Source organism: Glycomyces amatae (assembly GCF_020991375.1).
Taxonomy (GTDB): Bacteria; Actinomycetota; Actinomycetes; order Mycobacteriales; family Micromonosporaceae; genus Glycomyces; species Glycomyces amatae.
Map to the genome: position 1 here is coordinate 11829 of NZ_JAJLQZ010000022.1, position 23476 is coordinate 35304.

The following is a 23476-nucleotide window of genomic DNA, read 5'->3' on the forward strand; positions in this document are numbered from 1 at the left end:
AGGGCCCCGCCCGCCGCCTAGGGCCTCTTGTCGACCGTCCACGCCCCGGCCGGGACGACGACCTGCCCGACCTGCGCCTCCCGCTCGGTGTGGTTGACGATGAACCGCCATTCGCCGCGGTCGACCACGTCGACGCCCGCGCAGCCGGGGCCGGCCAGCTGGAGCTCCTCGAACAGCCGGTCCCAGGCCTCGTCGACGAGCTTGCACGAGACGTACCAGGCCTCGCCCTCGCCGAAGGGGTTGACGGTGACGGCGGGCTGGTTCTCGATCACGTCCCCGGTGGCGTACTGGGTGACGCACTGGGCCCCGCGCAGCTCGACCAGTTCGCAGAACCGCTCGGCGGCCCCGAAGTTCCACAGCGCCCGCAGCTCGCCGCCCGGCTGGGGCAGGTGCTCGGTGACGCGGATGCCGAACAGGTCGGTGAGCCCGCCGAGGTACCCGTCGAGCCACACCTGGCAGTGCTCGTCGACGGCCCCGGTGAGGTAGGAGGCCACGAGGCGCCCGCCGCCGGCGGTGAACCAGCGCAGGTTCTCGGCGGCGGCCCCGCTCAGCATGTACGTGGTCGGGGCGATCACCGTCGAGTACTTCGACAGGTCGCCCTCGGGGGCGGCGAAGTCGACGACCACGCCGCGGTCGCGCAGCACCCGGTGGATCTGGGCGACGTTCTCCAGGTAGTCGACCGGGCCGGGCAGGTGCGCGCCGGCGGTGGCCCACCACGACTCGGGGCTCCACAGGATCGCGACCTCGGCCTCGACGGGCGACCCGGCGGCGTGCGCGATGCCCGGCAGGGCGCCGCCGAACTCGACGACCTCGCGGAACATGCGGGTGTGCTTGCCCGCGTGGGGGACCAGCGCGGAGTGCCACTGCTCGGCGCCGCCGCGCCCGGCCCGCCACTGGAAGAACATGGCGCCCTTGGAGCCGCGGCTGATGTGGATCATCGAGTGGCGGGCCATCCGCCCCGGGGCCTTGGCGATGGCGCCGTCCTTGGAGTGGACCGTCGCGGCGGCCTGCTCCATCAGGAGCCAGTCGCCGCCGCCCGCCCACGAGCGGGAGAGGTCGGCGTGGAGGGCGCTCTGCTGCTCGGCGCGCTCGTCGGGCGCCGACGGGTAGGAGTCGAACGCGACCAGGTCCACCTCGCCCGCCCACTTCCAGGGGTCGACCGGGACCCACTGGCCGAACACGAAGTTCGTGGTGATCGGGACCTCGGGGTTCGCCTCGCGGAGGATCTCGCGCTGCTCCCTGTAGTGCTCCAGCATCGCGTCCGAGGTGAAGCGCTTGTAGTCGAGCTCGTGCGCGGGGTTGGGCAGGTACTGGGTCGCGCGGGGCGCGAGGACCTGCTCCCACTCGCCGTAGTGCTGGCTCCAGAACGAGCCCCACCACGCCTCGTTGAGCGCGTCGAGGCTCCCGTACTTCTCCTGGAGCCAGGTCCGGAAGGCCCGCTCGGCGTGCGGCGAGTAGGTCGCCGAGCCGTACTCGTTGTGGACGTGCCACATCGCCAGCGCCGGGTGCCCGGCGTACCGCTCGGCGAGCGCTCCCGCGATGCGCCGCGAGGCCTCCCGGTAGGCGGGCGCGCAGACGTCGTAGGTGTCGCGCGAGCCGTGCACCTGTCGCACCCCGTCGGGGCGGGTGTTCAGCGCGTCCGGGTAGGCGATGCCGAACCACGGCGGCGGCGAGGCGGTCGGGGTGGCGAGGCCGACGCCGATGCCCCCGGCGTGGAGCTTGTCCATGACCCGGTCGAGCCAGCCGAAGTCGTACTCGCCCTCGCGCGGCTCCAGCCGCGACCAGGCGAACACGCCGACGTTGACGAGGTTGACGCCCGCCTCGCGCATGAGCATGACGTCGTCGTCCCAGACCTCCTCGGGCCACTGCTCGGGGTTGTAGTCACCGCCGTAGCTCAAGCCGTCGACGCCTTTGGGCCAGTCCATGGGGGTCCTCCGAGGTGCACGTTCACAGCGCGCGGCGGCGCGGTGGGGGAACAGTTAGTTGCCTGACAAAACTAACTGTTCTCGGGTGGTTCGGCCAGCCTAATGCGTGCGAATCGGACTCGGATCTACTGGGCCGCGCTCAGCGCGGTGAACCGCTCGTGGCGCAGCCGCTCGGGCCACGTGTCGTCCACCGGCGGCAGCTGCGCCGGGTGCACCCCGACCGCCCACGCCAGCAGCAGGTCCGCCAGCTTCGGGTTCCGCGCCAGCGCCGGACCGTGCATGTACGTCCCGATGACGTGCCCGGCCCACGCCCCCTCGGTCGCGCCGTCGTTCCCCACCCCCGAGGACACCCGCGCCAGCGGCTGCACCGCCTCGCCCAGGTGCGTGCGGCCGCCGTGGTTCTCGAACCCGGTGATCGGGCCGATCCCCAGCTGCGGCGCCGACTCCCCGGCGATCTCGCCCACGGCCCGCGACGGGCCCCGGTCCGAGCGCAGGTCCAGGATGTTCAACCCCTCGTACGCCCGCCCGTTCGCGTAGAACGACGAACCGAGCAGCTGGTACCCGGCGCAGATCGCCAGGATCGGCTTCCCGGCCTCGGCCGCGCGCCCCAGCGCTCCGTCCTGGAGCAGCCGCTCGGCCGCGACGGCCTGCGGGCCGTCCTCGCCGCCGCCGATGAGGTACATGTCCGCGGTGTGCGGGACGTGCTGGTCGCTGCGGACCTGCATCGGCTCGACGTCGATCCCGCGGATGCGGGCCCGGTGGGCCAGGACCAGGAGGTTCCCCCGGTCCCCGTACGTCGACAGCAGGTCGGGGTAGAGCCAGACGATGCGCAGGGTGCTCAGTGCCACGATGGGAGACTCGCTCTCTCAGTTGACCCGGTTGAATTCGGCGCGGATGTCCTGGAACGCCGTGTAGTTCGCCACGACCTCCACCGGGCCCGGCGGCACCGCCGCGATCGCGGCCCTGACGTCGTCCACGACCAGGAAGTCGACCCCGTCGACCTCCAGCCGCACGGCCAGGTCGGTGCGGCGGTCGCCCGTGACGACCACCTTCCGGCCCGCCAGGGACGTGAAGTCCACGTCGTAGATCCAGGAGGTGTCGAACCCGTCGACCTCCCGCGCGTTCAGCGACAGGACCACCGGCGGGCCCTGCTCGATCATGTCGAACGACTCCAGCCAGCCCGCCGGGTTCTTCGCCAGCAGCAGCCGCAGCTGCCGGCCCTCGCGCTCGACCTTCGCGTACCGGCCCGCGACCGACGCCACCTCCGACAGGCGCGGCGCCGCCTGCGCCGGGTCCACCCCGAACAGGCTCGCCACCGCCAGCGCCGTGGCCGCGTTCGCCCGGTTCACGCGCCCCGGCAGCTGGAGGTTCAACTCGTAGCGGCGCCCGTCGGGACCCACCACGGCCTCGCCCTGCTGCGCCACCGACCACTGCGGGCTCGGGCGGTTCAGGCCGCAGTTCGTGCAGCGCCAGAACTCCCCGAACCGGTCCAGGTGCGCCCCGCAGTTCGGGCAGATCGCCGAGTCCGCCGTCCAGCTCTGGCCCGCCGCGACCCACACCACGCGCTGGCACACCGAGGCCGCCCACACGATCAGCGGGTCGTCCGCGTTCGCGACGATCGTGGTCTGCCCCGCCGATGCCTGGAGCGTCTGGCGCCACTTCGCGGCCAGCGCCGTGACCTCCATGGCCCGGTCGAGCTGGTCCCGCGACAGGTTCAGCAGCGCCACCACCTTCGGGCTCGCCGCGTCCAGCAGCTGCCCCAGGTAGTGCTCGTCGCACTCCAGGGTCGCGTACTCGGCCTTCGGGGCCTTCGCGAGCGCCGTCGTGTGCCCGGTGGGCATGTTCGCCCCGAACGAGTTCGTGGCGACCTTCCCGATCGCCTCCAGTGCGGCCGTCGCGAAGCGCGTGGTCGTGGTCTTGCCGTTGGTGCCCGAGACGAGCACCACATGGCGCCCCTCGGCCAGGAGCTCCAGGAGCCGGGGCTCGACGATCAACCCGACGCGCCCGCCGATCACCGACCCGTCGCCCCGGCCGGTCGCCCGCGAGAGCGCGGCCGCGGTCCTGAGCAGCGTGGTGGCGAACTTCGCGCGTGGGGTCAGATTCGCGCTCATGCGGACTCGCTTTCGGCTTGATCGGACGCGACGACTACGAAGAAGAGTTTGTCACACGGCCCCCGGAACCGGTGATGCGTGGCACCGGTCCGTGAGCTGCGACAGGCCCCGCTCCGGCCGCAGTGACGAACGCCGATGCCCCCGCACCCGCCGCCCCGCCCGCGCCCCGGGCGCCGCCGCCGCTCCCGCCCCCCGGGCCGCGCCCGCGCCCCGCCGCCCGCCGCGCACTCACTCCACAGTGATCGTTCGCTCTCGGACCGTGCCGACCGTCGTGGCCCTGCGTGGCCGGACCGTCGCCCTCGCCGCCGTTCCGGTTGCCGCCCTTGGCACCCGAAGCGGTGAACATCGAATGAATCTCACTTGTGAGCCCCCCTGCCGCCCACCCGTCACTCCACTCTCCTCCACAGATGATGACCAGCCGATACACCCCACTCACCATGAAAGCCGCGCGGAAACAACCCCCAAAGGTGGGGGAGAGTGGAGTAAGGTGGGGCGCACTGGCGGGACTGGTGGCCCGCCGGCGCGGTCGGGGAGGCCGCGCAGCCTGAGAGTCACGGGGGGTGGCGCCGATGTTCCTCGGTACCCACAACCCCCGCCTGGACGACAAGGGCCGCGTCATCCTCCCCGCCAAATTCAGGGAGGGATTGGCGGAGGGAGTCGTGATCACCAAGGGCCAGGAGCGGTGCCTCTACGTCTTCCCCCAAGCGGAGTTCGGGCGTATCGCCGAAGCCCTCCAGCAGGCCCCCATGTCCAGCAAGACCGCCCGCGCCTACAGCCGGGTGTTCTTCGCCTCAGCCCACGACGAGGTCCCCGACAAGCAGGGCCGCGTCACCATCCCGCCCCGCCTGCGCGAATACGCCGGCCTCGACCGCGACCTGGCCGTCATCGGCGCCTCGAACCGCGTCGAGATCTGGAACACCGCCACCTGGGACGAATACCTGGAGGCCTCCGAAGAGGCCTTCGCCGACATCGAAGAGGGCGACCTGCCCGAAGGACTGTAGAGAAGGAGGTGAGCGAAATGCTCGCACCGCACATCCCCGTCATGCTCGACGAGGTGCTCGACCACCTCGCACCCGCCGCGGCCCGCCCCGGCGCGGTGGCCGTCGACGCCACCCTCGGCGCCGGAGGCCACACCGAGGCCCTCCTGACCGCTCACCCCGGCCTCACGGTCATCGGCGTCGACCGCGACCCGAACGCCCTCGAACTCGCCTCCAAGCGGCTCGTCGACTTCGGCCGGCGATTCATCCCGGCCCGAGCCGTTTACGACGCGATCCCTGAGGTACTGGGAGACAACGGCTTCGACGAGGCCGACGCCGTCCTGTTCGACCTCGGCGTCTCCTCGATGCAGCTCGACCAAGCCGACCGCGGCTTCGCCTACAGCCAGGACGCGCGCCTGGACATGCGGATGAACCCCGACGACGACCTCACCGCCGAGACCGTCGTCAACACCTACGACACACCCGAACTCGTCCGCATCCTGCGCGAGTACGGCGAGGAGAAGTTCGCCCCCCGCGTCGCCAAGGCCATCGCGAACGCGAGGGACAAAGCACCCATCACGTCCAGCACCGCCCTCGCCGACCTCGTCCGGGACGCCATCCCGGCCGCGGCCCGCCGCACCGGCGGCAACCCCGCCAAACGCACCTTCCAAGCCCTCCGCATCGAGGTCAACGGCGAACTCGACACCTGGGAGCGGGCCCTGCCCGCCGCCCTCGACCGACTCGCCCCCGGCGGGCGCGTGGTGGTCATGTCCTACCACTCGCTCGAAGACCGCATCACCAAACGGGAACTGGCCCGCCGAGCCAGCTCCTCCAGCCCGGCCGGCCTCCCGGTCGACCTCCCCGGCACCGAGCCCACCTTTCGACTCCTTACGAAGAAGGCCCAGCAACCGACCCAGAACGAACTCGACCGCAACCCGCGATCGGCGCCCGCCCGGCTCCGCGCCGCGGAACGCATCGCACCGTCCACAGGACCAGGAGGCGCACCATGAGCGACCAGTACCGCCGTGCTCAAGCCGACCCCGAGGAGATCATCAAGGCCGCCCGCCGCCGGGCCCGCGCCGCGTCCTCGCGCCGCAGGTCCCTCGTGGGCGAGCCCGCCGACGCCCCCGTCTTCGACGGGAACCTCGCGGTCCAGCCCGCCCCGGTCGAATCCCCTGTGGAGGCCCCGGCCCCCGCCGCGCCGCAGCGCGAGACCGTCGTCATCCCCCGCACCAGGACCGCCGAGCGCCCGGCCGCGAACCCCGCGCCCGAACCGGTCGAGGTGCCCCGCCCGGCGTTCGTCGGCGGCGTGATCGCACTGGTCGTCGCCGGCATCGTCGGCCTGCTCCTGCTCAACACCGTCATCAACCAGGACGCCTACCGGCTCCAGGAGCTGCGGACCCAGGCCGGCGAGCTCGACCAGGCCGAGCAGACCCTCGCCGACGACCTCACGAGGCTGAACTCGCCCAACAACCTCGAGGCCCGGGCCCTGGAGTACGGCATGGTCCGCCCCGAGAAGGTGACCTACCTGTACCTGCCCGGCGGCGAGACCGTCGAGCTGCCCTGGACCAAGGAGTAGGGACGCCGATGACCGAGTCCGACCCCCGCAGGCGGCGCGACCCCTCCTCGATCAGCCGGGCGCGCCGCTACACGCCCCGCGGACGCACCGTCCGCGAGGCCGCGGGGCCGGAGGACAACCGGGCCCGCGAGAACGGGGCGCGCGACCGCGAGGCCGCGCGCCGCGAACGCAACCGGGCCCAACAGGAGGAGACCGGCGACCTCGCGGCCAAACGCCGCCGCGAGGCCGCCGCCCGCTCCCGCGAACGGCGCCAACGCGAGACCGGCGCCGTCACCGCCGAACCCGGCGCCACCGGCACCCGGCGCACCGGCACCGTCAAATCGGAACCGGTGCGCCGCACCGGCGCCACCCGCGAGCAGACCCGCCGCACCACCGCCCCCCGACCCGCCCGGACCCGCCGCACCGGCACCATCGCCTCCCAGCGCCGCCCCGCGAACCGCACCACCGGGCCCGTCCCCGTCCGCCCCGCCCCGCGCCTCCCGCGCCTCGGCAGCTCCTCACGGCGCATGCGCATGGCCGCGGCCTTCGTCATGGTCCTCCTCGCCGTCTCCGGCGCCCGGCTCATCCAACTCCAGGTCACCGACTCCGCCGCCTACGCCGCCGAGGCCATGAACCAGCGCCTCACCACCGAACCCCTCCCCGCCGAACGCGGCTCCATCCTCGACCGCAACGGCAACCGCCTCGCCTACTCCATCGAGGCCAACTACATCGCCGTCGACCCCGTCATGCTCAAAGGCGAACCCGCCGCCGTCGCCGCCGAACTCGGACCCCTCCTGGGCCGCCCCGCCTCCGAACTCGAACCCCTCATCGCCACCAAGGAGACCCCCCAAGGCGACGCCATCCGCTTCACCTACCTCCAACGCGGCGTCGACCTCGCCATCGGCGACCAGATCCGCGAGATGAAGGACCCCGGCCTCATCATCGGCGACGACGAGCGCCGCATCGTCCCCGGACACGACCTGGCCGCCAACGTCATCGGCTTCACCGGCGGCGACAACGGCGAAGGCCTCGGCGGCCTCGAGGCCGCCTACGACGAATGGCTCTCCGGCGAGGACGGCGAGGTCTCCTACGAGCGCAGCCAGTCCGGCCAGCCGATCCCCGGCGCGTTCTACCGCGAAGAGGAGGCCGTCCCCGGCAACGACGTCCAGCTCACCCTCGACGCCGACCTCCAGTTCCAGGTGCAGAACATCCTCGAGGACACCGTCGAGGAGCACGACGCCGAGTTCGGCTCCGCGATGGTCATGGAGGTCGGCACCGGCGAGATGCTCGCCATGGCCTCCACCCCGACCTACGACGCCGCCAACCCCTTCGACGTCGACGGCGACGAGGCCTACCGCGACTACGGCACCCAGGCCACCGTCGACCCCGGCTCGATCCACAAGGCCATCGTCTTCGCCGCCGCCCTCGAAGAGGGCTGCATCGAACCGGACGGCACCATGCCCGTCGCGCAGACCATCAACAAGGGCGGCGAGATCTACGAGGACGGCTACCCGCACGGCGACGCCGTCCTGAGCCTCGCCGGCATCATCGCCCAGTCCTCCAACGTCGGCACCATCCAACTCGCCGACTGCCTCGGCCCCGAGAAGCTCTACGAGTACCAGCTCGCCTTCGGCCTCGGCGAACCCACCGGCGTGGGCGTCGCCGGCGAGGCCGCCGGCATCCTCCAACCGCCCGACAACTGGTCGGGCACCTCCTACGGCTCCGTCCCGATCGGCCACGAAGGCACCGCCACCATCATCCAGATGGCCGCCATGTACGCCGCGATCGCCAACGACGGCGTCTACGTCCAACCCACCCTCATCGACCACCTCCTGGACTCCAGCGGCGAAGTCGAGGAGGAGGGCCCCGAACCCGACACCCATCGGGTGATCTCCACCGAGACCGCCGAGAACCTCCAGTACCTGCTCCAGGCCCCGATCGTCGACGAGACCGGCACGGGCCGCAACGCCGCCCTCGAGCACTACCACCTGGCCGGGAAGACCGGCACCGGCGGCCTCGTCGTGGACGGCGAGTACGCGGAGGGCCACGTCGCCTCCTTCGTCGGCTTCGCACCCGCCGAGGACCCCCAGTACGTGGTGGCCGTCAGCGTCTACGTCCCCGGCGGGGGCGGCGGCGGCTCGACGACCGGCGAGGCGTTCAAGGAGATCAACGAGTTCGCCCTGGGCTACTTCGGGGTCCGCCCCGCCACCGAACCCGCCCCGGTGTTCGACGTGTGGGGGTGAGTCGCGGCGAAGCCCCTCCGGAGCGGGGCGGCGGGCGCGCGGAGCCGAACCGCCGCGAACCCGCCCCGACCCGCGCCCAGGACACGGCGGCAGGCACGGGCGAAGCGCACCGAACCCGCTCGCGCTCAGGTGCAGACGGGGCGAGTGACGCTCCTCCGAAGTTCTCCCCGAGGGGGAATCGGGGGTCGGCTCAGGGCGTTAGCATCGAAGGCGTCAAGGAAGAAGGAGCCGATTGTTTTGAACGTTGACCCTTGGGCACTGTGTGAAGTCCTCGCCGAGCCGCCGGAGGCCCGGGGAGCGGTCCTGCTGCACTTCCTCGACGGCTACATGGACGCGGGGCAGGCGGGACGCGGGGTCGTCGACCACCTCTTCAAGATCTGCGAGCACACCCCGATCGCGTCCTTCGACGTGGACCAGCTCATCGACTACCGCTCGCGGCGCCCCAACCTGACGTTCTCGATCGACCGCTGGTCCGACTTCGAAGCCCCCCAGCTGGTGGTCTACCTCATGCGGGACGCGTCCGACCGCGCCTTCCTGCTCATGACCGGCCCCGAACCCGACTTCGCCTGGGAACGCTTCGTGGACTCGGTCGAGGACCTGGTCGAGCACTGGCACGTGCCGCTGACCCTGGGCTTCCAGGGCATCCCCATGGGCGTCCCGCACACGCGCCCGCTCGGGATGACCGTCCACGCCACCCGCCCCGAACTCGTCTTCGACAACCGGCCCGTCTTCAACGAGGTCACGGTCCCCGGCAACGCCGCGGGGCTCCTGGAGTACCGCCTCGGCGAGTCCGGGCGCGACGCCATCGGCCTGTCGGTCCACGTGCCGCACTACGTCATGCAGATGACCTACCCGGCCGCCACCATGCGCCTCCTCGAAGGCATCCGCGAGGCCACCGGCCTCGACCTGCCCGACGACGAGGAACTGGAACTCGAACGCTCCCAAGTCGACTCGGACATCGCCGAGCAGGTCGCCGAGTCCGAAGAGGTCGGCGAGGTGGTGAAGACCCTCGAGGACCAGTACGACTCCTTCACCGAGGCCGCCGAGGCCGACGAGATGCTCCAGGACGGCCGCATGCCCACCGCCGACGAACTCGGCGCCGCCTTCGAGCACTTCCTGGCCGAGCGCCAGCGAGGCGAGGACGACAAGTAGAGCCTGGCCGAGCGCCGGCGAGGCGAGGACGACAAGTAGGGCCTGGCCGAGTGTTAGCAAGGCAAAGACGACAAGCCGCCCACCGCCTCACCGGGGCGAGGACGACCAGTAGCGTCTGCCCGAACGCCGGCGAGGCGAGGACGACCAGTTGTCCACAGCCCCGCGAACGAACGCGTCCCCTGCTCGCAGAGTTATCCACAGGCAAAAAGAATGTCTTGAGCGCATTGACTTTCTGCGTAAAGCTTGCCCCAGTTTTGGTGTAGGTAGGCGGTTAGTAGGGGACCGCGCGGACCGCCGCAAGACTCGGGTCGCGGGGTGGCTCCCGCGCCCGGGCACCTCCACCAGACCGCGCCGCGCACAACTGAATACGAGCGAGGGCCGCGGCCCGCCAGGCCCCGGCCCTCGCTACTCCACGAACTACTTGCCTACTTGTTGTACTTCGCCTTCGAGGCGGTGCGGCCGCGCTCCTTCTGGTCGAGCACGACCTTGCGGATGCGCACGGTCTCGGGCGTGATCTCCACGCACTCGTCCTCGCGGCAGAACTCCAGCGACTGCTCCAGCGACAGCGCCCGCGGCGGGACCACGTTCTCGGTCGAGTCCGCCGAGGCCGCGCGCATGTTCGTGAGCTTCTTCTCCTTGGTGATGTTCACGTCCATGTCGTCCGAGCGCGAGTTCTCGCCGACGATCATGCCCTCGTACACCTCGGTGGTCGGCCCCACGAACAGCGTGCCGCGCTCCTGGAGGTTGATCATCGCGAACGCGGTGACCGCCCCGGCCCGGTCGGCCACGAGCGAGCCGTTGTTGCGGGTGCGCAGCTCGCCGAACCACGGCTCGTGCTTCTCGTAGATCGAGTGCGCGATGCCGGTGCCCCGGGTCTGCGTCAGGAACTCGGTCCGGAAGCCGATGAGGCCGCGGGAAGGCACGAGCCATTCCATGCGGATCCAGCCCGAACCGTGGTTGGTCATCGTCTCCATGCGGCCCTTGCGGGCCGCCATGAGCTGCGTGATCGCGCCCAGGTGCTCCTCGGGGGAGTCGATGGTCAGGCGCTCGACCGGCTCGTGGGTCTTGCCGTCGATCTGCTTGGTGACGACCTCGGGCTTGCCCACGGTGAGCTCGAAGCCCTCGCGGCGCATCTGCTCGACCAGGATCGCCAGGGCCAGCTCGCCGCGGCCCTGCACCTCCCAGGCGTCGGGGCGCTCGGTCGGGAGGACGCGGAGCGAGACGTTGCCGACCAGCTCGCGGTCGAGGCGGTCCTTGACCAGGCGCGCGGTGACCTTGTGGCCCTTGCCGCCCTTGCCGACCAGCGGCGAGGTGTTGGTGCCGATGGTCATCGAGATGGCCGGCTCGTCCACGGTGATCAGCGGCAGCGCCACCGGGTTCTCCGGGTCGGCGAGGGTCTCGCCGATCATGATGTCGGGGATACCCGCGATGGCGCAGATGTCGCCGGGGCCGGCCTTCTCGGCGGGCTTGCGGGTGAGCGCCTCGGTCATCATCAGCTCGGTGATGCGCACGTTCGACATGGTGCCGTCGCGCTTGATCCAGGTGACGGTCTGGCCCTTGCGCAGCTCGCCCTCCTCGACGCGGCACAGGGCGATGCGGCCGAGGAAGTTGTCGGCGTCGAGGTTCGTCACGTGGGCCTGGAGCGGCGCGCCCTCGGTGTACTCGGGCGCGGGCACGTGCTCGATGATGGTGTCGAAGAACGGCTTGAGGTTGTCGGAGTCCTCGGGGACGGTGCCGTCCTTGGGCTTGGTCAGCGAGGCGACGCCGTCGCGGGCGCAGGCGTAGACGATCGGGAACTCGATCTGCTCCTCGTCGGCGTCGAGGTCCAGGAACAGGTCGTAGGTCTCGTTGACGACCTCGTCGATGCGGGCGTCGGGGCGGTCGGTCTTGTTGATGCACAGGATGACCGGGAGCCGCGCGGTGAGGGCCTTGCGCAGCACGAAGCGGGTCTGGGGCAGCGGGCCCTCGGAGGCGTCGACGAGGAGGACCACCGCGTCCACCATGGACAGGCCGCGTTCGACCTCGCCGCCGAAGTCGGCGTGGCCGGGCGTGTCGATGATGTTGATGACCATCGCGGAGTCGTCGGCCGGGTTGGTGTAGTGGACCGCGGTGTTCTTCGCGAGGATCGTGATGCCCTTCTCGCGTTCCAGGTCCCCCGAGTCCATGACGCGGTCGTCGACCGCGGCGCCCTCGCGGAAGGCGCCGGCCTGCTTCAGCATGGCGTCGACGAGCGTGGTCTTGCCGTGGTCGACGTGGGCGACGATGGCGATGTTTCGCAGATCAGAGCGTGTAGACACGACGACCATTGTCGCCTAAGCACATGACCGGCCTGGCGTCAACCCTGGTGATCGCGGACACCAAGTGGGCGAACACTACGGAAACAACGCTCACATTATGCCTTTTCATGATCGAATGTCTGACGACACTTACACTGCGATTTATGGGCGTATTCCATATATCCATCCGATTCGTTATGGTTCTCGCACTCGCCGCCGGAGCGATCCTCGTCGGCGCGCTGCCCACCTACGCGAAGATCACAGGAGCGGTCGTCTCCACCGACTCGGGCCCGGTCAACGTGCGCTCGGGCCCCGCCACCGACCGCAAGACCGTCGGCACCCTCGCCAAGGGCGCCAACCCCGAGGTCTTCTGCAAGGTCCGCGGCGAGCTCATCAAGGGGCACGTGCGGAACTCCTCCACCTGGCTGCGCATCGGCAAGGACCGCTGGATCGCCAACGCCTACGTCGCCTGGTCGCCCTCGCAGGACGTCCCCTGGTGCGCCGCGTCCACCCAGGAGGCCACCACCGCCCGCGTCACCACCGGCGGCGGCGAGCTCAACGTCCGCGCCGCGGCGAACTCCACGGCCGGCCACCAGGGCGCCTACGCCAACGGCGCCGGCCTGCTCGTCCAGTGCCAGGTCTGGGGCCAGGAGGTCGACGGCACCGCCCGCACCACCGGCGTCTGGTACAAGATCGGCGACAAGCGCTACGTCAGCGCCGCCTACGTCGGCTGGAGCCGGGGCGAGCCGTGGCTGCCGTGGTGCGGCCAGGACCCGCCGTCCGTGCCGCGCGGCGGCAACCAGGGCTTCATCGACGCCCACGCGGCCGCCGCCCAGGCCAGCGACGACGCCACCGGCGTGCCCGCCTCGGTGACCCTCGCCCAGGCGATCCTCGAGACCGGCTGGGGCAGGGGCGCGCTGGCCCGCGAGGACCACAACCTGTTCGGCATGAAGTGCTTCGGCTCGCCCGGCGACCACGCCGTGGGCTGCCGCGACTACGCCACCTTCGAGTGCAGCCCCACCGGCGGGTGCTTCGACATGGACGCGACCTTCCGCGCCTACAAGACGGTGGCCGACTCCTACCGCGACCACGGCGACCTGCTGTCGAACTGGTCGCGCTACGCCACCGCCATGGACCACGCCGACGACCCGAGGCGCTTCGCGAAGGAGATCCACAAGGCCGGGTACGCCACCGACCCGAAGTACGCCGAGAAGCTCATCGGGATCATGGACGACTACGACCTCTACCGGTTCGACTGACGCGGCCGGGCGACGGCGCAGCGGCCCCGGGTTCTCCCCGGGCCGCTGCGCTCTGCGCGAACGCTGAGGGAAAGGTCACACCGGCGGCGGAACCCGCAGCTCCGCGCGAGGTAGCCTCGACGGGCGGCCCGCGACCGCGACGGCTTCGAACAGCGGGCCTCCCAGAACTGTCGGACCCGAACGTTAGATTCCCACCGTGGCGAACGAGCAGCTTTCTTCAGCAGCGCACATGACTGACACCGAGACGCACGCCTCCGGCGCGATCGTCGTGCGCGGCGCGCGCGAGCACAACCTCAAGGACGTCGACCTCGACCTGCCCCGCGACTCCCTCATCGTCTTCACCGGCCTGTCCGGCTCGGGCAAGTCCTCCCTGGCGTTCGACACGATCTTCGCGGAGGGCCAGCGCCGGTACGTCGAATCGCTCTCGGCCTACGCCCGCCAGTTCCTCGGCCAGATGGACAAGCCCGACGTCGACTTCATCGAGGGCCTGTCCCCGGCGGTCTCCATCGACCAGAAGTCCACCTCGCGCAACCCGCGCTCGACGGTGGGCACCATCACCGAGATCTACGACTACATGCGGCTCCTGTACGCCCGCGTCGGCGTCCCGCACTGCCCCGTCTGCGGCGAGGAGATCGGCCGCCAGTCCCCGCAGCAGATCACCGACCAGATCATGGCCATGCCCGAGGGCACCCGCTTCCAGGTGCTCGCCCCCGTGGTCCGCAAGCGCAAGGGCGAGTTCCTCGACCTGTTCGCCGACCTCCAGCAGCAGGGCTACGCCCGCGCGCGCGTCGACGGCGAGGTGTACGCCCTCACCGACGTCCCCAAGCTCAAGAAGCAGGAGAAGCACGACATCGACGTGGTCATCGACCGCCTCGTCGTCAAGCCCTCCTCGATCCAGCGCGTCACCGACTCGGTCGAGTCGGCGCTCGGCCTCGCCGACGGCGTGGTGGTCCTCGACTTCGTGGACGTCCCCGAGGGCGACCCGGCCCGCACCCGGCGCTTCTCCGAGAAGCTCGCGTGCCCCAACGACCACCCGCTCACCCTCGACGAGCTGGAGCCGCGCACCTTCTCGTTCAACGCCCCCTTCGGCGCCTGCCCGGTCTGCCACGGCCTCGGCGTGCGCAAGGAGGTCGACCCCGAGCTGGTCATCCGCGACCTCGAGGCCACCATCCGGGACGGGGCGCTGGCGCCGTGGTCCTCGGTGGGCATGGGGGACTACTTCCTGTTCCAGATCGTCGCCCTCGGCGAGGCGGTCGGCTTCGACGTCGACACGCCCTGGGCCGATCTGCCCGACCGGGCCCAGAAGGCGGTCCTGTACGGCTACGACGAGACCCTCCACGTCTCCTACCGCAACAAGCGCGGCCAGCGCCGCTCCTACGAGACCCGCTTCGAGGGCCTGGTCCCGTGGGTCGAGCGGCGCCACCACGAGACCGACTCGGAGTGGACCCGCGAGAAGTACGAGCAGTTCATGCGGGAGATCCCGTGCTCGACCTGCGCCGGGGCCCGCCTCAAGCCCGAGGTCCTCGCGGTCACCGTCGAGGGCCTGTCGATCCACGAGGTCTGCACCCTCTCGGTCGCCGAGTGCGCCGTCTTCTTCCACGCGCTCAAGCTCTCCGACCGCGACACGATGATCGCCGCGCCGATCGTCAAGGAGGTCACCGCGCGCCTCCAGTTCCTGCTCGACGTCGGCCTCGACTACCTGACCCTGGCCCGCGCCTCAGGGAGCCTGTCGGGCGGCGAGGCGCAGCGCATCCGCCTGGCCACGCAGATCGGCGCGGGCCTGGTCGGCGTGCTGTACGTCCTCGACGAGCCCTCGATCGGCCTGCACCAGCGCGACAACAACCGGCTCATCGCGACCCTGGAGCGCCTGCGGGACCTGGGGAACACGCTCATCGTCGTCGAGCACGACGAGGACACCATCCGCGTGGCCGACCACATCGTCGACATCGGCCCCGGCGCGGGCGAGCACGGCGGCTCGGTCATCTACTCCGGGCCCGTCGCCGGGCTCACCGAGGCCGAGGGCTCGATCACCGGCGACTACGTCGCGGGCCGCCGCCACATCCCGGTGCCCGGCAAGCGCCGCCCCGTCGATCCCGGCCGCGAACTGGTCGTCAAGGGCGCCAGGGAGAACAACCTCAAGGGCATCGACGCGGCCTTCCCGATGGGCTGCATGGTCTCGGTGACGGGCGTGTCCGGCTCCGGCAAGTCCACGCTGGTCAACGAGATCCTGTACAACACGCTGGCCGCGGAGATCAACGGGGCCAAGCTGGTCGCCGGGAAGCACCGCACCATCACCGGCCTCGACGGGGTCGACAAGGTGGTCGGCGTCGACCAGTCCCCGATCGGGCGCACGCCGCGCTCGAACCCCGCCACCTACACCGGCGTGTTCGACAAGGTCCGCAAGCTCTTCGCGGGCACGCCCGAGGCGAAGGTGCGCGGCTGGGGCCCGGGCCGGTTCTCCTTCAACGTCAAGGGCGGGCGCTGCGAGGCGTGCAGCGGCGACGGCACGCTCAAGATCGAGATGAACTTCCTGCCGGACGTGTACGTGCCCTGCGAGGAGTGCGGCGGCGCGCGCTACAACCGCGACACGCTCAAGGTCCACTACCGCGGCAAGACCATCTCGGACGTGCTCGACATGCCGATCGAGGAGGCCGCGGAGTTCTTCGAGCCGATCCAGTCGATCCACCGGCACCTGAAGACCCTCAACGACGTCGGCCTCGGCTACGTGCGGCTCGGCCAGCCCGCGCCGACGCTCTCGGGCGGCGAGGCGCAGCGCGTGAAGCTCGCCTCGGAGCTCCAGAAGCGCTCCACGGGCAAGACCGTGTACATCCTGGACGAGCCGACCACCGGCCTCCACTTCGAGGACGTGCGCAAGCTCCTCGGGGTGCTCGACGGCCTGGTGGACAAGGGCAACACGGTGATCACCATCGAGCACAACCTCGAGGTGATCAAGTGCTCCGACTGGGTCATCGACCTCGGCCCCGAGGGCGGCGACAAGGGCGGGACCCTGGTCGCGGCGGGCACGCCGGAGGAGGTGGCCGCGATCGCGGCGAGCCACACCGGCGCCTACCTGCGCCCGCTGCTGGGCCTCGACGGCGAGGGCAACGGGGACGGCCCGGCGGCCCGCAGGGCCAAGTCCGGCAACGGACGCAAGAAGCAGTAGCGCACCGCCGGCGGCCGCAGGGCCGGGCGGCGGATCGCCACATCGACGAGAGCGACGCGGCCGTTTTCGGCCGCGTCGCTCTCGTGCTGCGCCGCAACCGGGTGCGAGCATCGGCGGCATGGTCCTCGGCAGCATGGTCCTCGTGAGTGCGGCGGCAGCCGCGATCCTCGCCGTCCCCGGTCTGATCCGGGGGGTCGCGCTGGCGACCGCGAGGCGCCCGGACCCGCGCCTCCTCGCCGCCGTCAGCGTCGGCGCGGCGCTGCTGATCGCCTGGCGCGCCGAAGGACTCCTGTACGGCTGCGCGCTGGCGCTGGTCGCCCTCGCCGGGACGGCGGCGGGCTGGATCGACGCGTACGAGCGCCGCCTCCCCGACGTGCTCGTCCTGCCGGCGTACCCGGCGGTCGGGGCGCTGCTGCTGGCGACCGGCGACGGCGACGCGATGCTGCGGGCGGCGCTGTGCGCGGCGTCCGGCATGGCGCTCTACGGCATCGGCTGCGCCGCGGGGCAGTTCGGCTTCGGCGACGTGAAGCTGGCCGGTCTCCTCGGCCTGGTGCTGGGCTGGGGGTCGTGGCAGTCCGCGGTCTTGGCCGCGCTCGCGGCCGTCCTCATCGGAGGAGTGCAGGCCGTCGCAGTGCTGCTGTTGCGCCGCAAGGACTTTCCGTTCGGGCCGGCGATGCTGCTCGGTGCGGCGGCGGGCCTCGCCGCCGCACCTTCGCTCTGGGCGTGACCGCTCTCGCCCGGCAGGAACATGCGAAATCCTTGCGAAATCGGATCAATGTAATTTTTTCGACGCGCCAGGAGAAATCACTCAAAATCACCGTGAAATCACCTAAGGTCGTGTCAGTCCTGTCAATCAGGACTGTTCAGTCACATCAAACCAAGGGAGCCTTTATGCTTCGCAAAGCAGTTCAGGGCGCCGTGGTCGCCGGGGCCGCGACGCTGCTCGCCGTCGGTGCGGCTTCGCCCGCCATGGCGGAGTCGAACTACGACCTGAGCCAGAACGACTTCGGGATCGACATCCTGTCCAACCTCTGCGTCAACGTCGCCGACGTTGTCGACCTGGTGGACGTCGACGTGCTCACCGCTCTCGGCGGCGCCTCCTGCGACATGAACGACACCGACATCAACACGATGGTCGACGACACCGACGCCGACATCGATGGCGGTCACCACTGGGACCACAAGAAGCACCACGGTTGGGACGACTAAGGTCCTCGACCCGGAGTTAGGGCGGCGCGTCGCAGCGCCGGTCCCGACTCTGCAAGTCCCTCATGCGGCGGCATGAAAGACTGACGGGGCGGCCACAGTGTCACTGTGGCCGCCCTCGTGCTGTTCGCCGACGCCCCGTCACGGGCCGCCGCGCGTCACCTTCGCGCCGGGCCTCACCCGACGGTGCAGGTCACCGTCGCCGGCGACACCGCGGCCCGGGCGTCCTTCGCCCCGATGAACCCGAACGTGAACGTCCGGCCCGGCTTCAGCGCGTAGCCGCCGCCCAGCTCGGTCGCGGTCACCGTGTGGCCGTTCTGGTCCAGGGCCGCGCTCCACGAGTGCACGATCGACTGCCCGGTGGGCATCGTCCACCGCAGCGTCACGCCCTCCAGCGGCTCGTCACCGGTGTTGGTGACCGCCACCTGCGCGTTGAACCCGCTGGGCCACTGGCCGTTGACGAGGTACTCGACCGAGCACGACGGGGTGCCCTGCACGGCCGCCTCCTGCTCGGCCGCGAACGCCGCGACCTGCGCGAGCGACGCGTTCCAGTTGATCGTCAGCTCGTTGGTCGCCCACGACCCGATGTCGTCGATGTAGCACCGCTGCGGCACGCAGCCGGTCAGCCAGCGCTGCGCGACCGGGTCCCAGGTCGAGGCCGCCGAGTTCGGCCCGCCCGACAGCGTCCCGACGGGCGGGTTCGGCAGGCTCGGGTCGAGCTGGTTGGCGTACCAGCGCGAGTGCTGGTTCTGCGAGTAGTGCGAGCCGTAGCCGGTCACATAGGAGTTCCCGAGGGCGTTGCGGCCCAGGATGTAGTCCAGGCCGGCCAGCACGCCGTCGCGGTACTTCGCGTCGCCGGTGAGGTCGAAGCCCGTCCCGAGCACCACGAGCCGGTTGAGCACCGCGCTGTTCGAGCCCCAGTCGAAGGTCCCCGAGGCCCCGTAGCCCAGGTCCCACGGGTTGGCGTCCTGCTGGGCCAGGTAGGCGTCGGCGCCGGCCACGACCTGCGCGATCACGTCGTCGCGGTCGGGCAGCGCGTTCGGCACGGTGGCGAGGTCGATCTTGGCCAGCTGGGCCACCTCGCCCCACCAGAAGCCGCCCGGACCGAAGACGTCGCCCTCGTGCAGCTCCGAACCGGTCACCTGGTCCTGGTAGGCCTGCTCGCCGGTGGTCAGGAACAGCTCCGCCGCGGCCCAGTAGAACTCGTCGGTGACGTTGTCGTCCCCGTAGGGGCCGCCGCCGGCGCCGCGGTCGACCGCGTAGATCTCGGGGTGCTCCAGCGCCGCAGCGAACGCGGTCTCGGCCACCTCCAGGGCCTGCGCCGCGAACTCGGCGTCGTACGGCTCGAACAGGCGCGAGGCCTGCGCGGCCGCGGCCGCCAGGTTCAGCGTCGCCGCCGTCGACGGCGGCTCGAGGAACCGGGCCTCCGGGTCGTCGGCCGGCATGAGCGGCAGGCCGGTCCAGTTCTCGTCGTGGATCTTGTGGTGGGCCATGCCCGCCAGCTCCTCGCCCGCGGGGACCTGCATCGACATCAGGAACTCCACCTCCCAGCGCGCCTCGTCGAGGACGTCGGGGACGCCGTCGCCGTGCTCGGGCAGGCGCAGGGAGCCGTCCGCGTACCGGGCCGCGTCGCCGGTGGGCGCGTGGAGCGCCCGCTCGTAGACCGACATGACCTGCGCGGCCGAGATGCCGCCGTTGACCACGTACTTGCCGTGGTCGCCCGCGTCGTACCAGCCGCCGGTGACGTCCAGCGCGTAGTCGCAGGCGCCGCCGTAGCAGGTGACGGCCCCGTCGCCCTGGTTCGGCGCGACGTCCACGTGCCCGGCCTCGCGGCCGTACCCGGGGGCGATCGCGTCGTCGATCGCGATCCCCGAGCGCTGCGGGTAGTAGAACGACAGCGCGTCGACGGCCATGGCGCCGTAGGCGTCACCGCCGATCGCGAACGGGTAGGAGGTCTCGCCGTCGGCCGTGAGCGTGAAGCCCTCGCCGGTCGCGGCGGCCGAGGAGAAGTCGATGACGTGGACCGACTCGCCCGAGGCGGCGTCGTCGCCGTGGACCGCGGTCTCGCCGTCGGCGACGAGGGTGCCCGCCGCGTCGTGCAGCTGCCACGGGACCGGGTCGGTCGCCTCGGTCACGAGCGTGGCCCGCTTCGGTCCGTCGGGGAGGTACCCGACCTGGTTGACCCGCACGCGCGGGCCGGTGTCGGGTTCGTACACGGGCGGTTCGGCTCCGGTGAGCAAGGCGACCTCCGAGAGGCAGAACTGCCAGGGCTCGTCGTTGCGGCCGATCTGGAACGCGAGCTGCGCCGCGGGGAAGTCCGCGCCGGCGGTGAAGGCGTAGCTGAAGGACTGCGGCTCGGCCGTGAGGGCCGGGAACTCCTCCAGCGCGGTGACCCAGGGGTCGACGGGCTGCTGGACGAGGGCGCGGACGCTCACGTCGGCCGAGGCCCGGGCGGTGAACTGGAGCTCGTAGGACTCGCCGGTGACCAGCGGCAGGCCGTCCTGGCCGACGATGGCGTCCCAGGGGTTCAGGGTGCCGCCGGGCACGTCGATGCACCACTCGCCGTCGGCGACCGCGCCGGTGAGGTTCGCGGTGGTCCACCAGGCGGTGGTGCCGTCGGCGAAGTCGCCGTTGGTGACGAGGTTCGTCGGTTCTTCCTCTTGGGCCTGCGCGGCGGGTGCGGCCGCGGCCATCCCCACGGCGAGTGCGGTCGCGGCGGCGAATGCCAGGCGCCGGGACCAGGGCGGTCGTTCGGGTGCGGACAGCGGCATGGGAATGCCCTCCTGCAAGGATTTTGGGAGCGTTACCACGCACATCCTGTCATTGAAATTTATGAATGTCAATAAGCCATTTCCGCAGGAATTGCGGCAATCGGTTTCGCGTTCGTTTGAGATCCCTACGGCCGCAAGCGCTTTCATTTCGGGCGTCGGCCGCCTCATCCCGCGTTCGGCGGCCCGCTCGTACCGCGCACGACCAGGCGCGACTCCAGTTTCAGGCTCGCCCCCGGCCGCCGGGCGCCGCGCAGCTGCTCGTCGGCCGCCTGGACCGCCAGCCGCGCCAGGCGCGGCACGTCCTGGCGCACCGTCGTCAGGTCGATGTGGCTGAGCCCGGCGATGTGGCTGTCGTCGTAGCCCACGATCGAGACCTCTTCGGGAATGTTGACGCCCGCCCTGGTGAACACGTCCAGCAGCCCCAGCGCGCACTGGTCGTTCGCCGCGAACACCGCCGTCGGCAGCGGCCGCTCCTCCTTCAGCAGGAGCCGCGCCGCCTCCGATCCGCCCTCCTGCGAGTGGCTGCCGGGGATCACCCTGATCCGCTCGCCGAGCCCGTGGGAGCGCATCGCGTCCCGGTAGGCCCGCCGCCGTTCCGGACCGCCCGGCTGGCTCCCGGCGTCCACGTGCACGATGTCCCGGTGCCCCAGCCCCACCAGGTAGTCGACCACCTCGCGGGCCCCGGGCCGGTCGTACGAGGTCACCACGTCCACCCCCGCGTCCTTGATGTGGCGGCCGATCACGACCGTCGGCAGCCGCCCGCCCAGCGTCGTGACCTCGGCGTCGGGGATGTTCGGCCCGCACAGCAGCAGCGCCTCGCTGCGGTGCCCGATCAGCGCCTCGATCGCCTTGCGCTCGTCCCGGGTCGGCACCGCCGCGCTCAGCACCAGGTCGTAGCCCAGCTCCTCGGCGGCCGGATAGATCGCCTCCACCAGGTCCACGTGGTAGGGGTTGCGCGCGGTGAACAGCACGCCGAGCACCCGGCTGCGCCCGCGCGCGAGCAGCCGGGCGGCCATGTCGGGCTCGTAGCCGAGCCGGGCCGCCGCCTCGAAGACCCGCTCGCGGGTCTCGGGGCTCGCGCCCGGCCGGCCGCGGAAGACCAGCGAGACCAGGGCGCGGGAGACGCCGACCTCGGCGGCCACGTCCGCCATCGTGGGCTTGCGCGACCGCGGTGCCGGGGAGCGGTCTGCGGATCGCCGTGCGGGTCGAGGGGTCATCGCACCGCCGTCCTTCCGTACGCAGCTTTGTTGAAATCTTCACTATCTTGCGGTTGACCTGCGAACATGATCGTTCGAGTCTAGCGGTCCCCGTCCCGCCGACCGGACCCCGGAAACCGGGCCGGACGCGTGAACCGCTGCCCCGCAGGGCCTCCCGCGCCACTGCCGGCACTCCCGCGCCGCGGGCCCCGCGTGCCGCCGCCGCACCGCGCCGCCCAGCCGGTGGGACGCCACGTCCACCAGGTGCCGAATCACACCCGCCCCAGTGGCAGACTTGACGGCGTGTTGCGATGGATGACAGCTGGAGAATCCCACGGCCCCGAACTCGTGGTCACGCTCGACGGCCTGCCCGCCGGGATCGAGCTGACCACCGGCGACGTGGCGGCCGAGCTCGCCCGCCGGCGGCTCGGTTACGGCCGCGGCGCCCGCATGAAGTTCGAGGCCGACGTCGTCAGCTTCATCGGCGGCCTGCGCCACGGCCGCACCCTCGGCTCGCCCGTCGCCATCCGCGTCGGCAACTCCGAGTGGCCCAAGTGGGAGGCCGTCATGGCCGCCGACCCGGTCGACCCCGCCGAACTCGCCGGAGTCGCCCGCAACGCCCCCCTCACCCGGCCCCGCCCCGGCCACGCCGACCTCGCCGGGATGCAGAAGTACGACCACGAGGACGCCCGCCCGATCCTCGAGCGCGCCTCCGCCCGCGAGACCGCCGCCCGCGTCGCCGGCGGCACCGTCGCCAAGGCCTTCCTCAAGCAGGCCTTCGGCATCGAGATCGTCTCCCACGTCAAGGCCCTCGGCCCCGTCCGCGCCAAGGACGGCCTCGTCCCCGCCCCGGGCGACGCCGCGGCCGTCGACGCCGACCCGCTGCGCTGCATGGACCCCGAGGCCTCGGCCCGCATGGTCGCCGAGGTCGACGCCGCCAAGAAGGACGCCGACACCCTCGGCGGCGTCGTCGAGGTCCTCGCCTACGGCCTCCCGCCCGGGCTCGGCTCCCACGTCCAGTGGGACCGCAAGCTCGACGCCCGCCTCGCCACCGCCCTCATGTCGATCCAGTCGGTCAAGGCCGTGGAGATCGGCGACGGCCTCGTGCAGGCCTCGGTGCGCGGCTCCTCCGCCCACGACGAGATCGTGCCCGGCCCCGACGGCGTCGAGCGCCTCACCGACCGCGCCGGCGGCCTCGAAGGCGGCATCACCACCGGCCAGCCGCTGCGCGTCTCGGCCATGCTCAAGCCCATCTCCTCGCTGACGCGCCCCCTGCGGACCGTCGACACCGCCACCGGCGAGGCCGCCGAGGCGATCAACCAGCGCTCGGACGTCTGCGCCGTCCCTGCCGGGGCCGTCGTCGCCGAGCACATGGTCGCCTACGTCCTCGCCGAGGCGGCCCTGGAGAAGTTCGGCGGCGACGCCGTCGCCGAGTCCCGCCGCAACTTCGAGGGCTACCTCGAGCACCTGCGGGTGAAGTAGACCCGCCCGCAGGGGCCGCCGCAGGGCGGCCCCTCCCGGAACCCGCCTCCCTCGAACGGAAGTGAACGCCGATGAGCCCGCACCCGTCGCCCCGCCCAGCCGGCTCGCTGCGCTCACCTTCCCCGAACCGGAGTGAACGCCGATGAGCCCGCACCCG

16 protein-coding genes are annotated in these 23476 nt (G+C 71.4%); 10 read left to right on the forward strand and 6 right to left on the reverse strand.

Annotation, left to right across the window (positions count from 1 at the left end):
* Positions 1-17: 17 nt before the first annotated feature.
* From LO763_RS23905 to LO763_RS23915, 3 genes are all read right to left on the reverse strand, one after another.
* On the reverse strand, positions 18-1925 hold the full coding sequence (locus tag LO763_RS23905; RefSeq protein ID WP_230789888.1) for a beta-galactosidase: 1908 nt from the start codon (positions 1923-1925) through the stop codon (positions 18-20).
* Between the two features lie 125 nt (positions 1926-2050).
* Complete coding sequence (locus tag LO763_RS23910; protein ID WP_230789891.1) at positions 2051-2773, reverse strand: type 1 glutamine amidotransferase; 723 nt, start codon at positions 2771-2773, stop codon at positions 2051-2053.
* Positions 2774-2791: 18 nt separating this feature from the next.
* Positions 2792-4036, reverse strand: coding sequence for a Mur ligase family protein (locus LO763_RS23915; protein WP_230789894.1), 1245 nt, complete (start codon positions 4034-4036; stop codon positions 2792-2794).
* Between the two features lie 569 nt (positions 4037-4605).
* On the opposite strand from LO763_RS23915, the gene mraZ reads away from it, so the two are divergent.
* The 5 genes from mraZ to LO763_RS23940 all read left to right on the forward strand — a co-directional run bounded on the left by mraZ (position 4606) and on the right by LO763_RS23940 (position 9966).
* Entirely contained in the window at positions 4606-5037 is a 432-nt protein-coding gene (gene mraZ, locus LO763_RS23920; RefSeq protein ID WP_230789897.1) for a division/cell wall cluster transcriptional repressor MraZ, read from the forward strand.
* Positions 5038-5054: 17 nt separating this feature from the next.
* On the forward strand, positions 5055-6023 hold the full coding sequence (gene rsmH, locus LO763_RS23925; RefSeq protein ID WP_230789900.1) for a 16S rRNA (cytosine(1402)-N(4))-methyltransferase RsmH: 969 nt from the start codon (positions 5055-5057) through the stop codon (positions 6021-6023).
* Positions 6020-6592: a cell division protein FtsL gene (ftsL, locus tag LO763_RS23930; RefSeq protein ID WP_230789903.1), complete on the forward strand. Its 573-nt coding sequence runs from the start codon at positions 6020-6022 to the stop codon at positions 6590-6592. Before rsmH ends, ftsL begins: the two co-directional genes overlap by 4 nt.
* A gap of 8 nt (positions 6593-6600) precedes the next feature.
* The gene (locus LO763_RS23935) at positions 6601-8814 is read left to right on the forward strand and encodes a peptidoglycan D,D-transpeptidase FtsI family protein (protein ID WP_230789906.1); all 2214 of its coding nucleotides are present in this window, start codon (positions 6601-6603) and stop codon (positions 8812-8814) included.
* A gap of 237 nt (positions 8815-9051) precedes the next feature.
* A complete protein-coding gene (locus LO763_RS23940) occupies positions 9052-9966 on the forward strand; it encodes a proteasome assembly chaperone family protein (RefSeq protein ID WP_230789909.1) in 915 nt (304 codons plus the stop codon).
* Positions 9967-10391: 425 nt separating this feature from the next.
* On the opposite strand, the gene typA is transcribed toward LO763_RS23940, so the two are convergent.
* Positions 10392-12263 carry a translational GTPase TypA gene (typA, locus tag LO763_RS23945; RefSeq protein WP_230789912.1) on the reverse strand — a complete coding sequence of 624 codons (1872 nt, stop codon included), beginning with the start codon at positions 12261-12263 and terminating at the stop codon, positions 10392-10394.
* 176 nt (positions 12264-12439) lie between these two features.
* On the opposite strand from typA, the gene gsmA reads away from it, so the two are divergent.
* The 4 genes from gsmA (at position 12440) to LO763_RS23965 (ending at position 17873) form a co-directional block, all read left to right on the forward strand.
* Positions 12440-13501, forward strand: a complete 1062-nt coding sequence (gene gsmA, locus LO763_RS23950; RefSeq protein WP_230789914.1) for a sporangiospore maturation cell wall hydrolase GsmA — start codon at positions 12440-12442, stop codon at positions 13499-13501.
* A 229-nt stretch (positions 13502-13730) separates the two neighbouring features.
* Positions 13731-16664: an excinuclease ABC subunit UvrA gene (gene uvrA, locus LO763_RS23955; protein WP_230789916.1), complete on the forward strand. Its 2934-nt coding sequence runs from the start codon at positions 13731-13733 to the stop codon at positions 16662-16664.
* 118 nt (positions 16665-16782) lie between these two features.
* Positions 16783-17391, forward strand: a complete 609-nt coding sequence (locus LO763_RS23960) for a prepilin peptidase (protein WP_230789918.1) — start codon at positions 16783-16785, stop codon at positions 17389-17391.
* A gap of 164 nt (positions 17392-17555) precedes the next feature.
* Positions 17556-17873, forward strand: coding sequence for a hypothetical protein (locus LO763_RS23965; RefSeq protein WP_230789920.1), 318 nt, complete (start codon positions 17556-17558; stop codon positions 17871-17873).
* Between the two features lie 173 nt (positions 17874-18046).
* Here the strand turns inward: LO763_RS23965 and LO763_RS23970 are convergent, their stop codons facing one another.
* The gene (locus tag LO763_RS23970; RefSeq protein ID WP_304608870.1) at positions 18047-20641 is read right to left on the reverse strand and encodes a glycoside hydrolase family 9 protein; all 2595 of its coding nucleotides are present in this window, start codon (positions 20639-20641) and stop codon (positions 18047-18049) included.
* A gap of 164 nt (positions 20642-20805) precedes the next feature.
* Positions 20806-21792 carry a LacI family DNA-binding transcriptional regulator gene (locus LO763_RS23975; protein WP_230790037.1) on the reverse strand — a complete coding sequence of 329 codons (987 nt, stop codon included), beginning with the start codon at positions 21790-21792 and terminating at the stop codon, positions 20806-20808.
* Between the two features lie 348 nt (positions 21793-22140).
* On the opposite strand from LO763_RS23975, the gene aroC reads away from it, so the two are divergent.
* Positions 22141-23319: a chorismate synthase gene (aroC, locus tag LO763_RS23980; protein ID WP_369432070.1), complete on the forward strand. Its 1179-nt coding sequence runs from the start codon at positions 22141-22143 to the stop codon at positions 23317-23319.
* Positions 23320-23476 lie beyond the last annotated feature (157 nt).